Here is a 13,210-nt window from a genome sequence, read left to right as displayed (position 1 = left end):
GCCGCCGAAGCGTGTGGGTCGAGATGCGCGTCAGTGGTGTAGCCTGGTATCACCTCAGCTTCCCATGCTGATGACCCGCGTTCAAATCGCGGCTGACGCACTTCTCCACACTCGAACGCCGATGATCAGTCCTCGCCCTCTCGTTCGACCTCGATCGGCGTGACTCCGCCGGTATCGTCCTCGGCGTCACCCATCGCTTCGGTGCCGGTCGTGGCGTCGGCTTCGCTCATCGACTCCGCCTCCTGTTCGCGGCGCTGGCGCAGGCTCTGGCGGGTGAACTCCGGCGTGGCCTGGAGCCGGCGTCGGCTGCGGAACGATCGGTACAGCAGGAGTGCCATCGCGACCGAGAACACCACTGCGGCGGCGGTCGCGAACGGCGTCGCGAACGCGTAGAGGATCGCCACCGAGAGCACGCCCGCCGTCAAAAGGAGGCCGAAGACCAGGCGGTTCGCGAGCGACTCGAACAGGTCGTCGGTGTCGTCGAGGTCGGCGTGGACCGAGAGGCTGCCCCGGTTGAGCCCGTCGAGTGCGCGTTCGAGCTTCGGCGGGGTTCGCACCGTGGCCTCGGCGAGATCGGTGAACTCCTCGCCACGGCTCTCGAGGAACTGCTTGATCCCCTCCTCGCGATACCCCTCTTCGACGAGGTAGTCGGTCGCGACCGAGATGAAATCGAAGTTCCGATCGAGCGTGACGCAGACCCCCTCGACCACGGTCGCTACTCGTAACACGAGCGCGAGGTTCGCGGGCAGTCGGAGCGGGAACTCGTAGATGGTGTCCTCGACCTGGCCGACGACCTCCTGCACGCGGTACTGGTCGACCTCCTCGCCGCTGATGTCCTGGATCGCGAGCTCCATCACGTTCCCCATCGTCTCGCGGTCGGCGGTCGGGCTGAGTGTGCCCATCTCCACCAGTGCGTCGAGGATCGCGTCGATGTCCTGGTTCGCGATCCCGATGTAGAACGCCACGATCTTGTCCTGGACGTAGTCGTCGACCCGCCCGCTCATCCCGAAGTCGTAGAACACCAGCGTGCCGTCGGGTTCGACCGCGAGGTTTCCGGGGTGGGGATCGGCGTGGAACACCCCGTCGTCCACGATCATCTGGAGGTAGACCCGTTCGAGACGCTCGGCTAATCCTGTGCGGTCGATTCCCATCCTGTCGAGCTCGTCGATCGCGGTGATCTTGGTCCCCGGAACGTACTCCATCGTGAGCACGCGCACCGTGGAGTGGCTATCGATCACGTTCGGGATCCGGATCGTCCCGTCGCCCGCGAAGTTCTCGCGGATTTCCTGGAGCATCCGGGCTTCCCGGTCGTAGTCGATCTCCTCGTGGATCGTCTTGTCGAACTCCTCGGCCAGGGTTTCGAGCGAGAACGAGCGTGCCTCGCCGATGAACCGCATGAGAACGGGTAGACTCCACTTGATGACCTGGAGGTCGGCCTCGATCAGCGACTCGATCTCCGGCCGGCGGACCTTGACCGCGACCGGCTCGCCCTCTAACTCCGCTCGGTAGACCTGGCCGAGGCTCGCCCCGCTGATCGCGTCGGTGTCGAACGCCGAGAACACCTCGTTCACCGGTCCCAGTTCCTCCTCGATGACCGGTTCGGCCTCGGCCCACTCCGCGGGCGGAACCTCGTCCTGGAGCTTCGAGAACTCCGCGACGTACTCGGGGGGCAGGACGTCGGGTCTCGTCGAGAGAAGTTGTCCCAGTTTGATGAACGTCGGTCCGAGCGTGAGAAGCGAGTCGAGCAGGACCCGTGCGCGTTCGCGCCGCATCTCACCCGTGACCTCCCGCCGGCCGCCGAACAGGAAGTACCGTCGGCGGTCGCGGAGATAGGCGAGGATCAGCGGGAGGAACTGGCGGAAGACGACGACGAACCGGCCGTACGCGCGGAGGTTCACAGCGTGTGCCCCGTCACGGCTCGCCGGACTCGCCGCCGCCGACCGTTATCGGGATCGACGTCTCCTCGGTGGCGTCGCGCTTCGGGAGCCGGAGCGTGAGCGTGCCCCGATCCAGCGTGCCCTCCGCGCCCGTCCCGGCGACGTCCGGAGGGAGGGGAAGCTCCGCGTCGAGGAAGAGCGGCCGGTCCTCTTCGAGGTAGCGAAACGCCATCGGAAGGTCCTTCTCGCGCCGGGCCTCGATCCGGAGGCGAACCCCGTCGAGCCGGACGTCGAGCGTCTCGGCGCTCACGCCAGGCAGGTCGATGACGAGGAGGTACGCCTCCGCCGACTCCAGCAGGTCGGCGAACACCGGGTCCGGGAGATCCCTCAACGCATCGCGCAGCGTCGACATGGGGGAGTTCTGGAGCGCCGGGGCGAAAAAGCCCCCGATAGCGGCCACCGACGACCCGCGATCGGTGGTGACGCTCCGTGAAACGTCGCTGAAACAGTCCGAAACAGTGGTGAACGATCGGGAACGATCCCCAACGGTCGACCCCCTTCATATCGGATAGTATCTATCTTCAGGTCGATGACGCAGACCCGTCCCGATGCCAGGGTCGATGGAAGGAGATCCGCCGAGCCCCACGCCGCCCCCACCGAACCGCCGACCGTGCTCCTCCGCAACGAGGACGACGCCGACCACGCGCTCGACGTCTGTATCGCCGCCGGCGACGGCGTTCTCGTCGACGACACCCACACCGTTGCCGGCGACAGTCAGCGCACCGTGGCCGCGACCGCGGCCGACGCCGGCACAGTGAGAGTCGAACTCCGCGCCGACCACGGCGGCTCCGCCAGCCTCGCGTTCGATCCCGGCCGCCCCGGCGCGACGCCGGTCCCGGAGTTCGTCATCCGTGCCGAGACCATCGTCGTCGCCGGACTGAACTGAACCGCCTTCCTTCGGTTCGTTCCCGTCTCTGTCCTTCCTCCCCTCTCCACCCGAGCCATCCGGCACACGTTTTTGCCCGCCCGGCCGGTTCTACCCGTATGAACGACGTCCGCACGAGCGGGTTCAAACGCCTCACACGCCTCGAAACGGCACGCGAGCGGCTGCTGGACCGGGTTCAACCTGTGGAACGGGTCGAGTCGACCGGCCTCGTGGCGGCCGACGGGCGCACCCTCGCCGAGTCGGTCGTCGCCGAGCGCGACGTCCCCCACTACCCGCGTGCGGCGATGGACGGGTTCGCGGTCCACGCCGCCGACACGTTCGGCGCTTCGCGGCGCTCGCCCGCCGTGCTTCGCGAGGGTGAGACCCCCAGTTCCGGTGCCGCGACCCGGGTCCACACCGGCAGCGAACTCCCGGACGGGGCCGACGCGGTGGTGATGATCGAGCACGCCGAGATCGTGGGCGAGGAGATCGAGGTGTCGGAGTCGGTCGCCGCGGGCGAGAACGTCGCGCCGGTCGGCGAGGACGTTCGGGCGGACCGAGAGCTCTACGAGCCGGGCCACCGACTCCGCCCGTCGGACCTCGGGCTGCTGAAGTCGGTCGGCGTCGACGAGGTGTCGGTGTACGAGCCCCCGACCGTGGGCGTGGTGCCGACGGGCGAGGAACTCGTCCAACGCGACCCCGAACCGGGCGAAGTCGTCGAGACCAACGGCCTGACCACGTCGCGATACGTCGAGCGATGGGGCGGGCGGGCCACGTATCGAGAGATCGTGACCGACGACCGGGCGGCGCTCCGGGCGGCGATCGAGCGCGACCTGACGAAGGATCTCGTGGTGACGACCGGCGGCTCGTCGGTCGGCGAGCGCGACCTGCTTCCCGAGGTGGTCGACGACCTCGGCGAGGTGCTGGTTCACGGGATCGGCTGCAAACCGGGCCATCCCGCGGGGTTCGGCGTCGTGGCCGATACACCCGTTTTGATGCTGCCTGGCTACCCGGTCGCGTGCATCGTGAGCGCCGTCCAACTGCTCCGCCCGGCGCTCCGGCGGGCCGGCCACCGTCCACAGTGCAACCCCCCGACGACCGACGCCCGCCTCGATCGGAAGATCCCGAGCGAACCCGGCGTCCGGACGTACGCACGGATCGAGCTCCGGGTTGACGACGGCAACAACGAGCCGACAGCCATCCCGACGCGAACCAGCGGTGCAGGCGTGCTGTCGAGCGTCGCGCTCGCGGACGGCTGGGTGGTCGTCCCCGAAGAACGCGAGGGGATTCCAGTGGACGAGACCGTCGCGGTCGAACGCTGGGAGGCGGGGCCATGAGCGAGCGCAAGCAGTTCCGCGACCTCGCCGCGCCCGCCGAGGCCCACGACGCGATCGCGTCGCTCGATCTCGATCCAGGGACCGAGTCGCTCCCGCTCGACGCGGCCGCGGGCCGGGTGCTCACAGAGCGGGTCGACGCGACCCTCGACGTTCCCGGATTCGATCGGTCGGCGCTCGACGGCTACGCGCTCCACGCCCGTGAGACGTTCGGGGCGACCGAGACCGATCCCGCGACGTTCGACGTGGTAGGGATCGTCGAGGCCGGCGAGCGGCCGACGGTGGACCTCGATCCCGGCGAGGCGGTCGAGATCGCCACCGGCGCGGTGATGCCGCCCGACGCGGACGCGATGGTCGCGGTCGAGCGCACCGATCGGATCGGGAGCGAGGGCGCAGCGGACGACGAAACCAGCGCGGACGGCGGCGGTGCGGCAAGCGATGCAGGCGGCGAACGGGTCGCGGTGCGGACGTCGGTGACGCCGGGCGAGAACGTGATGCCCGCCGGCGCGGACATCGCGGCGGGCGAGCGCGCGCTCGGGCCCGGCACCCGGCTGACGGCGCGCGAGATCGGGCTGCTCGCCGCGCTCGGGGTCGAGGAGGTTCCGGTCCGTGCGAAGCCACGGGTCGGGATCGTCTCGACGGGCGACGAGCTCGTCCGCGTCGGCGAGGACCTCGACAGCGAGGCGGGCCAGATCTACGACGTGAACTCCAACGCGACCGCGGCCGCGGTTCGCGAGGCCGGTGGCGAACCCGTCGTCTACCCGCACGCCGGCGACGACTACGACGAGCTCGAACGCGTGCTCCGCGAGGCCGCCGCCGAGTGCGATCTGGTCTGCTCGTCGGGCTCGACTTCCGCGAGCGCGGTCGACGTGATCTACGAGGTCATCGAGGAGCAGGGCGACCTCCTCCTCCACGGAGTCGCGATCAAACCGGGCAAGCCGATGCTGGTCGGCCAGTTGGAGGGATCGGCGTACGTCGGGCTGCCCGGCTACCCGGTCTCGGCGCTCTCGATCTTCCGGACGTTCGTCGCCTCCGCGATCCGCGAGGCAGCCGGGGTTCCGGAACCCGCGACCGCCACGGTCCGGGGACGGATGGCGGTCGAGGAGCGCGCCGAGGAGGGCCGCCACCGGCTCGTTCCCGTCGGATTGGTCGAAAACGGTGCGGGCGAGACGCTGGTTTACCCGGTCGACAAGGGCAGCGGCGCGACCACCAGTCTCGTCGAGGCCGACGGGATCGTGGAGATGCCTGCCGAGGTCGCCTATCTCGACGCGGGTGAGGCAGTGACGGTCGACCTGTTCTCGCCCGACGTCCGTCCCCCCACCCTTCTCGGTGTCGGCGAGGACGACCCGCTGCTCTCGCGGCTGCTCGATCGGATCGACCGACCGCGCTATCTGAGCGTCGGGAGCCGCGCGGCCCGCCGGTGGCTCCGTGATGGCGTTCCCGACGTCGTCGCGGTGACGGGCGATACCGATGAACTGGACGCCGACACCACCGAGATCGGCGGCTGGACCCGCGGGTGGGGGCTCGTCGTTCCGCCGGACAACCCCGACGACGTAGCGGGGCTGGCCGACCTCGTGGATCGGGACCTCGCCTTCGTCAACCGACCCACGGCCTCCGGGCTGCGGACGAGCCTCGGCAACGCGCTCGCCGACCTCGCCGACGAACGCGACGCCGATCGTCGCGATCTGGTCGACGCGATCGACGGGTTCGATTTCACCCTCGAAGCCCACGAGAGCCCGGCCCGGCGGGTGGTCGCGGGCGGGGCAGACGTGGGCCTCGGACTCCGTGCGACTGCTGAGAAGCTCGATCTCGGGTTCGTTCCGATCGGCGAGGAGACCGTTCGGGTCCTCGCCGCTTCCGACCGGATGGAGAAGTCCGGCGTCGCGGCGCTCGACAGCGTCCTCGGCGATCTCGATGCGCTGTGTGCGGACCTGCCGGGATTCAGAGATCACCGAAACCGGTAATCCGGCGGTCGCCCCGAACGCACCATCCCCGGCGATCGTGACCGTGGCGCTCGACGTGGATCCCGTCGAGGCCCGCGTTCCACGCCGCGCCGACGTCGTGGGGGCCGTCGCCGACGAGGACTCCCTGACTCTCGGGAGCGACGTCGAGGCGATCGATCGCCAGCCGGACGGGCGCTGGATCGGGTTTCCAGCCGATCTCGCTCGTACAGCAGACCACCGCGTCGAACCGCTCGCGGAGGTCGAGCTGATCGAGTACCGGATCGGCGAGGAACGGCTGACAGTGGGTCACCACGCCGATCGGGGCGTCGACCGACGCGAGGAACGCCCGCGCGTCGTCGTAGAGGAAGGTCGCGGCCGCGCGAGCCTCGGGGTCCTCGACCGCGTGGAGTGCGTCCCAGAACCGGGTAACGTCGATCCCCCACGCCCGGAGCTGGTCGTCGCGGAGGCCGCCGAGCCCGTGCCAGAGGGTTTCGGCCTCACGGTCGGTGAATCGCCGGCCGAGACGCTCGCCCACGCGATCGAACACGCTGCGGACGTAGCTCGACTCGACGTCGACCAGCGTACCGTCGAGGTCGAGCAGCCAGAAGTCGTACTGTGGAGGGCCCATCGGGCTCCGTCAGTAGGGTCGCCACCGATAAATCCCTTCTGTCGGTGGTCGACAGCGTACAGTAGTCGTCTGCTGGAGCGCGACGCTGCTGGTTCCGGTGCGTTACCGCACGTCGTCGAATCGCCCGGCCATCTCGATGTCCTGGTCGGTCACTCCACCGGCCTCGTGGCTCGTCAGACGTACCTCGACCTCGTCGAAGCGCACCTGAATCTCGGGATGATGGAACGCCTCGTCGGCGATCTCGGCCACCTCGGTGGCAAACGTCACGCCATCGAGATACTCCTCGAACTCGTAGACTCGCACGATCTCGTCGCCATCTTGATGCCACTCCGCGGGAGCGTTCTCACTGATTTCCTTGTCGGTGAGTGTTTCGGCCATGGCCAACACGTCGCGGCCCGGACGAATAAAGATGGTGTCGGTGGCGGACGGTTCGGCCGAGTCGCCCCCGAGACGGTCAGTCGGCGCGACCCCACTCGGCGTCGTGTTTCGGCCGCCGGTCGACCGCCGCGACCGCCGAGTCCGTGTCGCGCGCCGCGAGGCCGGAGAGTGCGGCCCGTGCGCTCGCCTCGGTCGAGAAGTACGTGACCTCCTCCTCGACTGCGACTTCGAGCGCTGCGCGATCCCGCGAGATCACGAGATCGACCTCGCCTTCGCGGATCGCCGCCGCGAGGTCGTCGAACTCGCGGACATCGAAGTGGGTAGCGAACCCGTTCTGGAGGTCGCGTCCCGCGTCGCTCTCGGGATCGGGGAACTCCGCGGCCGAGAGGTCGACCGCCGCGACGCCCTCGCTCGGGATCGGCTTGCCCGTCGCGGCCTGGGCCTTCCAGTACGCTTTCCCGAACTCCTCGGCGGTTCCCATCACTTCGCCCGTAGACTTCATCTCCGGGCCGAGCCGCGGGTCGCTCCCCGGCAGCCGATCGAACGGCAACACGACCTCCTTCACGCTCGTCTGCTCGGGGACCTGTTCGGTCGCATCGAGATCGTCGAGCGACGCACCCGCCATCACCTGGGCAGCGAGCTTCGCGATCGGTACCCCCGTGGCCTTCGAGACGAACGGCACCGTGCGGGACGAGCGCGGATTCGCTTCTAATACGTACACCTCACCGTCTTTTACGGCGAGCTGAACGTTGAGCAGGCCAACGGTGTCGAGCGCGTCCGCGATCCCTTCGACGACGTCGCGTACCCGCGCCAGCACGTCGGCGTCGAGCGAGCGCGGCGGGATCATACACGCCGAGTCGCCCGAGTGGACCCCAGCGGACTCGACGTGCTCCATGATCCCGCCGATCAGGACGTCTTCCCCGTCCGCGACTGCGTCGACGTCGAGCTCCACCGCACCCGCGAGGAACTCGTCGACCAGGATCGGCTGGTCCGGACTCACCCGGACGGCCTCCTCGACGTACTCCCGGAGGCCGTCGTCGTCGTAGACCACGTCCATCGCGCGCCCACCGAGGACGTAGCTCGGCCGTACGAGGACAGGATAGCCGATCTCGTGAGCGAGTTCGAGCGCCTCGGTCTCGCTGACGGCCGCCCCACCAACGGGCTGGGAAACGTCGAGATCGTCCATCAGGACGTTGAACCGGTCGCGGTTCTCCGCGAGATCCATCGCCTCGACAGACGTGCCGAGCACCTCGCAATCGAGACCCCGCCGATCGATCTCGCTCTCCAGCCCGCGGCCGATGTCGACGGAGGTCTGGCCGCCGAACTGGACCATCACGCCGTCGGCCCCGGTGGCCTCGATCGCGTCGGCAACCTCCTCGGGCGTGATCGGCTCGAAGAACAAGCCATCGCTGGTGTCGTAGTCCGTCGAGACGGTCTCGGGATTGTTGTTGACGACGTGGGCTTCGATCCCCATCTCTCTGAGTGCGCGCACCGCGTGGACCGAGCAGTAGTCGAACTCGACGCCCTGGCCGATCCGGATCGGGCCGCCACCGACCACGACGACGCTCTCGACGTCGCGATCGACTTCGAGCTCACCCGCCGCCCCCTCGCCCTCGTAGGGACCGGTGTCGGCGTACTCGGGCTTGCGTGCGGAGTAGTAGTACGGCGTTTCGGCAGCAAATTCGCCGGCGCACGTATCGACCTGTTTGTACGTCCGGCCCGTCACCGACGACTCGACGTCACCGACACCGCTGACTTCCCCGCCGGCGGTCGCGGCGATCTCGCTGTTGGTGAACCCGGCGCTCGCCGCCGGCTGGAACTCGCCCGTGGCGGCCGCCTGTGCGGCGTCGGCGATCCGGACGTAGCGCTCGGTGTACCACGGCTTGATCCCGGTGAGCGCCGCGAGGTCGTCGGCGGTGTAGCCCCGCTCGGCCGCCTCGAACATCGCGTAGGGACGGTCGGGCGTCGGCCGTTCGAGGTACTCGGTTTCGAGCGTCGCGTCGTCGACCTCCTCCCAGTCGACGTCGGGCTCGTATTCGGTCGAGCGCAGCGCCTTCAACAGTGATTCTTCGAAGGTTCGCCCGATCGCCATCGCCTCGCCGGTGCTCTTCATCGCAGTCCCGAGTTCGAACTCCACGTCACGGAACTTCTCGCTCGGCCATCTCGGAACCTTGGTCACCACGTAGTCGATCGCAGGCTCGAACGCTGCGGTGGTCTCGCCGGTGATCTCGTTGTCGATCTCGTGGAGCCGTTTCCCCATGGCGACCTTTGCCGTCACGCGCGCGATCGGATACCCGGTCGCCTTCGAGGCGAGTGCGGAGGAGCGCGAGACTCTGGGATTGACCTCGACGACACGATACTCGCCACCCGGCGTGCCGTCGTCGCGCCACGCGAACTGGATGTTACAGCCACCCTGGATGCCGAGATCGCGGATCACGTCGAGTGCCGCCGTGCGCATCTCTTGGTGCCCGTCGTCGGGGATCACCTGTGAGGGCGTGACGACGGTCGACTCTCCTGTGTGAATCCCCATCGGGTCGAGGTTCTCCATGTTGCAGATGATGATACACGAGTCGTCGGCGTCGCGCATCACCTCGTACTCCAGCTCGACCCAGCCGGCGATCGACTCGGTGATGAGCACCTCGCTGTTGCGTGAGAGCCGCAGCCCCTTCCGGACGCGCTCGTACAGCTCCTCGCTGTCCTCGACGACGCCCGACCCGCTCCCGCCGAGCGTGTAGGTCGTCCGGGAGATGACCGGGAGTCCGCCGACCGAATCGACGGCGTCGTCGACGCGCTCGCGCAGGCCCGCCTCGTCGAGATTCGTCACCGACTCGCCCTCGTCGAGCGTGATCGTCGTCGAAGCGGGGACCGGCTGCCCGATGTCCTCCATCCGCTGGCGGAACAGATCGCGGTCCTCGGTGGCGTAGATGGTGTCGAGCGGCGTCCCCATGATCTCGACGTCGTACTCCTCCAGCACCCCTTCCTCGGCGAGTTCGGCGGTCACATTGAGTCCCGTCTGACCACCGAGGCCAGCGATCACACCGTCCGGGCGCTCCTCCTCGATGATCTCGGCGATCGCGTCGGTCGTGATCGGTTCGATGTACACCTCGTCGGCCATCTCGGGATCAGTCATGATGGTCGCCGGGTTGGAGTTGACGAGGACGACTCGCGCGCCCTCCTCCGCGAGCGCGCGACACGCCTGCGCGCCGGAGTAGTCGAACTCCGCCGCTTGGCCGATCTGAATCGGACCGCTGCCGATGAGCAAAATCGTTCTGTCCTCGTCTGTCATTACCCGTCGTGATGCGCACATCGTAATAAGCACCACGATAGGATACGAGATGCGCAACTGAGTTTCGAAAATCGAAACCGGCGGGAAACGCCTTCACTCCATCGGTCGCTCAACGGTGCTCCGGTTATCTATCAACGATCACTGCAACTGTAGGGGAAGGATATAACACAAATCACTTACTTAGAAGGTTTTAGACTACAAAATTTCAACTTTGTCTCGGCTAGGTACTGCTGATAGGGTGGGATAGTGCTTCTTAGCGATTTGCGCAGATTTACTCTAGGGCCGGTGTGTCCGTTCGGATTCGTGCTACTCTGGTTTCCTTACCTCTGTGTAGTCCCATTTTTTACGCTGATAGTGTATTGTTTGGTTGTTCCATTCGAATAGCTGGACTTTGTCCAGATGAAGATAGACTCGGTGTAATTCCCCGGTTGCGTGCTGGCAGGAACATGAAAAGGTATCTTGACTGTTACTTCTGACTGTGTTGAATCCCACTTATACTCAGGAGGATACGATTCGTTTACCACATGTGGTTTCGTTGAGAAGCTTACGTTTCCGTAGTCTAATGCGACCGTTTCGTCGTCTCCTGTCTGAGGACCGATTCCGACGAAATTTCGAGCGACAATGGTTATTGTTCCAGCTTGTCTTGCTGTCACTTCCTCGACATCGATTCTTGCTCGGATTTTCTCTGTGGTGTTTTGCGATCCTTGCCCGTTACTACTATTTCCGGCCGTTGTGCATCCGCCGAGGATAGTGGCCCCCAACACACAGACGAAGTCACGTCGATTCATGTTCTTGCGATGGAGTCTTCGATGGAGAAGTGCTTTGTGTGAATCTGTCCCAATCTGGCCGTGATAGTCGATATAGTTCCTCAGGAACAACAGGAGAAGATGAAAAACTTGTTGAGCGGGGGAAAGGCCCGGCAGGATAAGGACGAAATGAGAGACGGTTCCGTCTAGGTTTCGAATGGGGAAACCGTATTGCCAACTACTGGTTGTGATGGAACAGCGCTTCGCTGAAAAGGAAAGTTGCCCCGGAACCGGCCGGCTTGACGGGTCAGTTCGCCGTGTCGTCGAGCACGCGATACCGATACGGCCGGTCCCGAATGACTTCGACCTCGCCCTCGGCACGGCGGCCGAGAACGGTGGCCACCCGGTGTGGGCTGTCGAGGGTTTCGCCGCGCTCGTCGAGCAGGTCGTGGATCTCCCGGGCCGTCAGCGGCTCGTCGGGGTCGACCTCCGCGAGCACCGTCCGGATGCGTTCGAACTCGCCCCGGCGGAGTTGCATACGTCTTCCCATGGGCCCCACCCACATAACATGGCGTCAGACAGTCGTATGACGCCGTGTGAGTCGAATCGCCTGCCGGCGGCGGCCCCGACCGAAAACCCGCGTCAGACGGGCGTGTCGGTCTCGCGTTCGAACTCGCGCTCGCGGCGGTACTGCTCGACGAACGCCGCCACGTCGAACTCGTGCATCTGGCGTTCGAACTCGCCGGCTGCGTCGTCGTCGGCGTGGCTCACCGCGTGTTCCATCAGCTCCACGACGAGTTCGACCACGATCTCGTGGAGTCGGCGCGCGTCGAACTCGGTGACCCAGACCAGCGCGTACCCCACGTCGCTGTTCTCCGCGACGTCCTCGGCGACGACCTTCTCGGGGAACTCCTCCAGCACGACGCCCATCAGATGCATCGTGTCGAACTCGCCGCCCTCCTCGGGGTCGATCGTCTCGCGGAGCACGTCGACGAGCGATTCGGGGACGAACCGGCTCGGCGGGTGGACGTCCATCACGAGGGCGTGACGCTCGCCACAGTCACAGCCGAACTCCCGCATCCCCATGTCGAGGTCCGCAACGGCGACCGACTCGCCACAGGGGAGGGCGAGGTCCGACCCCCGGCTCCCGGGGACGCGTGGCTCTGCCATGGTGGACGAAGGATCGGCGTGCGGTTAAACGCCGCGGCTCCCCGGCGTCAGACCGCCCGCTCGTCGGCGTTCGTCTCGCCGTTCCGGACGGCGGCGCGGTCGGCGTGGAGCTGTGCGTACGCGCGCGTCATCACCGCGGTCCCGAACACGGCCGTCACGCCGCCGAGGAGGATCGAGACGACCACGTTGACGAGCGGGCTGACGAACCCGATCAGCAGCGGCACCACCGTCGAGACGAGCGAGATGAGAACGACCACCCCGAGCACGAGCGCGAACAGTTCGAGCCGGTCGCCCTTCGTGAGCTGCCAGCTGTCCGCCATCGCGTCGACGAAGTTGGTGTCCTCGACCGCGATCTCCTGTCTGAGAAAGAGGAAGGCGATCGCGAAGAAGATCCCCGGCACGATCAAGAACACGAGGCCGATGGCGACGATGACGCCGACGACGATCCCGCCGACGATGCCGTTGAGCGTCGCCACGACGATGTTCCGCCTGGCGAGTCCACCCGAGAGCGCTCGGCCACTCTCGGCCAAAAAGGCTCGAATGGCGACGAGATTGGCCGCCTCCGCGAGGAACGCGGTGAGTACGAGGAGCAGCCCCGCCACGATAGGCGAGATCGGGAGCGCGAACCGGGCCTGTCCCTCAGCGAACGTTTCGAACGTGTCGACCTGCTCGGGGGTGATTTCCCCCTCGCCGGTCCCCTGATTCGACCGTGCAAACTCGAGAAATGCATCGAGAATTTCGGCGGTGATCGTCTGCGTGGCGAGAGCGGTGATGATCCCGATGAGCACGAACACGATCACGAGAACGAGACCGTCGCGCGTGAACGTCCGGCGAGCACCCTCGCGGAGGGCCGTCCCGATCCGTAGTGACATACGCCCTCCTCGACACGATGGGTGTTAAATCATGCTGTGTGAACGGCCGAG

11 protein-coding genes and 1 tRNA gene are annotated in these 13,210 nt (G+C 66.7%); 4 read left to right on the top strand and 8 right to left on the bottom strand.

Annotated elements, in window-relative coordinates; translation table 11 throughout:
• Positions 1 to 27 precede the first annotated feature (27 nt).
• A tRNA-Gly gene (locus tag TX76_RS02760) sits at positions 28 to 100 on the top strand.
• Positions 101 to 125: 25 nt separating this feature from the next.
• Here the strand turns inward: TX76_RS02760 and TX76_RS02755 are convergent.
• Both TX76_RS02755 and TX76_RS02750 read right to left on the bottom strand, forming a co-directional pair.
• Positions 126 to 1,898, bottom strand: coding sequence for an ABC1 kinase family protein (locus TX76_RS02755; protein WP_049898832.1), 1,773 nt, complete (start codon positions 1,896 to 1,898; stop codon positions 126 to 128).
• Between the two features lie 13 nt (positions 1,899 to 1,911).
• On the bottom strand, positions 1,912 to 2,289 hold the full coding sequence (locus tag TX76_RS02750) for an Hsp20/alpha crystallin family protein (protein ID WP_049898831.1): 378 nt from the start codon (positions 2,287 to 2,289) through the stop codon (positions 1,912 to 1,914).
• A gap of 177 nt (positions 2,290 to 2,466) precedes the next feature.
• Between TX76_RS02750 and TX76_RS02745 the strand changes: the two genes are divergently transcribed.
• The 3 genes from TX76_RS02745 to TX76_RS02735 all read left to right on the top strand — a co-directional run bounded on the left by TX76_RS02745 (position 2,467) and on the right by TX76_RS02735 (position 6,100).
• Entirely contained in the window at positions 2,467 to 2,823 is a 357-nt protein-coding gene (locus tag TX76_RS02745; RefSeq protein WP_195155983.1) for a hypothetical protein, read from the top strand.
• 98 nt (positions 2,824 to 2,921) lie between these two features.
• Positions 2,922 to 4,139 (top strand): molybdopterin molybdotransferase MoeA, encoded by a 1,218-nt coding sequence (locus TX76_RS02740; protein ID WP_049898830.1) that lies wholly within the window; start codon positions 2,922 to 2,924, stop codon positions 4,137 to 4,139.
• Complete coding sequence (locus tag TX76_RS02735; RefSeq protein ID WP_049898829.1) at positions 4,136 to 6,100, top strand: molybdopterin biosynthesis protein; 1,965 nt, start codon at positions 4,136 to 4,138, stop codon at positions 6,098 to 6,100. The genes TX76_RS02740 and TX76_RS02735 overlap by 4 nt, the downstream gene beginning before the upstream one ends.
• On the opposite strand, the gene TX76_RS02730 is transcribed toward TX76_RS02735, so the two are convergent.
• The 6 genes from TX76_RS02730 to TX76_RS02705 all read right to left on the bottom strand — a co-directional run bounded on the left by TX76_RS02730 (position 6,078) and on the right by TX76_RS02705 (position 13,159).
• A complete protein-coding gene (locus TX76_RS02730; protein ID WP_049898828.1) occupies positions 6,078 to 6,707 on the bottom strand; it encodes an HAD family hydrolase in 630 nt (209 codons plus the stop codon). The two genes, TX76_RS02735 and TX76_RS02730, sit on opposite strands and share 23 nt — an antisense overlap.
• 102 nt (positions 6,708 to 6,809) lie before the next feature.
• Positions 6,810 to 7,085 carry a 4a-hydroxytetrahydrobiopterin dehydratase gene (locus tag TX76_RS02725; RefSeq protein WP_049898827.1) on the bottom strand — a complete coding sequence of 92 codons (276 nt, stop codon included), beginning with the start codon at positions 7,083 to 7,085 and terminating at the stop codon, positions 6,810 to 6,812.
• Between the two features lie 76 nt (positions 7,086 to 7,161).
• On the bottom strand, positions 7,162 to 10,371 hold the full coding sequence (carB, locus tag TX76_RS02720; RefSeq protein ID WP_049898826.1) for a carbamoyl-phosphate synthase large subunit: 3,210 nt from the start codon (positions 10,369 to 10,371) through the stop codon (positions 7,162 to 7,164).
• A gap of 1,053 nt (positions 10,372 to 11,424) precedes the next feature.
• On the bottom strand, positions 11,425 to 11,655 hold the full coding sequence (locus tag TX76_RS02715) for a hypothetical protein (RefSeq protein WP_049898825.1): 231 nt from the start codon (positions 11,653 to 11,655) through the stop codon (positions 11,425 to 11,427).
• Positions 11,656 to 11,759: 104 nt separating this feature from the next.
• Positions 11,760 to 12,287, bottom strand: coding sequence for a DUF5815 family protein (locus TX76_RS02710; RefSeq protein WP_049898824.1), 528 nt, complete (start codon positions 12,285 to 12,287; stop codon positions 11,760 to 11,762).
• A gap of 47 nt (positions 12,288 to 12,334) precedes the next feature.
• Complete coding sequence (locus tag TX76_RS02705; protein WP_049898823.1) at positions 12,335 to 13,159, bottom strand: hypothetical protein; 825 nt, start codon at positions 13,157 to 13,159, stop codon at positions 12,335 to 12,337.
• Between the last annotated feature and the right edge of the window lie 51 nt (positions 13,160 to 13,210).

Origin of the sequence: Halococcus agarilyticus (assembly GCF_000334895.1) — an archaeon.
Classification (GTDB): domain Archaea; phylum Halobacteriota; class Halobacteria; order Halobacteriales; family Halococcaceae; genus Halococcus; species Halococcus agarilyticus.
Note: the sequence above shows the minus strand (reverse complement) of the source record. Positions and strands in the feature narration are given on the sequence as shown.

Bases quoted from the DNA above. Each gene is read 5' to 3' on its own strand.
- TX76_RS02705 (WP_049898823.1), bottom strand. From the start codon at position 13,159: ATGTCACTACGGATCGGGACGGCCCTCCGCGAGGGTGCTCGCCGGACG.
- TX76_RS02725 (WP_049898827.1), bottom strand. From the start codon at position 7,085: ATGGCCGAAACACTCACCGACAAGGAAATCAGTGAGAACGCTCCCGCG.
- TX76_RS02715 (WP_049898825.1), bottom strand. From the start codon at position 11,655: ATGCAACTCCGCCGGGGCGAGTTCGAACGCATCCGGACGGTGCTCGCG.
- TX76_RS02735 (WP_049898829.1), top strand. From the start codon at position 4,136: ATGAGCGAGCGCAAGCAGTTCCGCGACCTCGCCGCGCCCGCCGAGGCC.
- TX76_RS02745 (WP_195155983.1), top strand. From the start codon at position 2,467: ATGACGCAGACCCGTCCCGATGCCAGGGTCGATGGAAGGAGATCCGCC.
- TX76_RS02730 (WP_049898828.1), bottom strand. From the start codon at position 6,707: ATGGGCCCTCCACAGTACGACTTCTGGCTGCTCGACCTCGACGGTACG.
- TX76_RS02710 (WP_049898824.1), bottom strand. From the start codon at position 12,287: ATGGCAGAGCCACGCGTCCCCGGGAGCCGGGGGTCGGACCTCGCCCTC.
- carB (WP_049898826.1), bottom strand. From the start codon at position 10,371: ATGACAGACGAGGACAGAACGATTTTGCTCATCGGCAGCGGTCCGATT.
- TX76_RS02740 (WP_049898830.1), top strand. From the start codon at position 2,922: ATGAACGACGTCCGCACGAGCGGGTTCAAACGCCTCACACGCCTCGAA.
- TX76_RS02750 (WP_049898831.1), bottom strand. From the start codon at position 2,289: ATGTCGACGCTGCGCGATGCGTTGAGGGATCTCCCGGACCCGGTGTTC.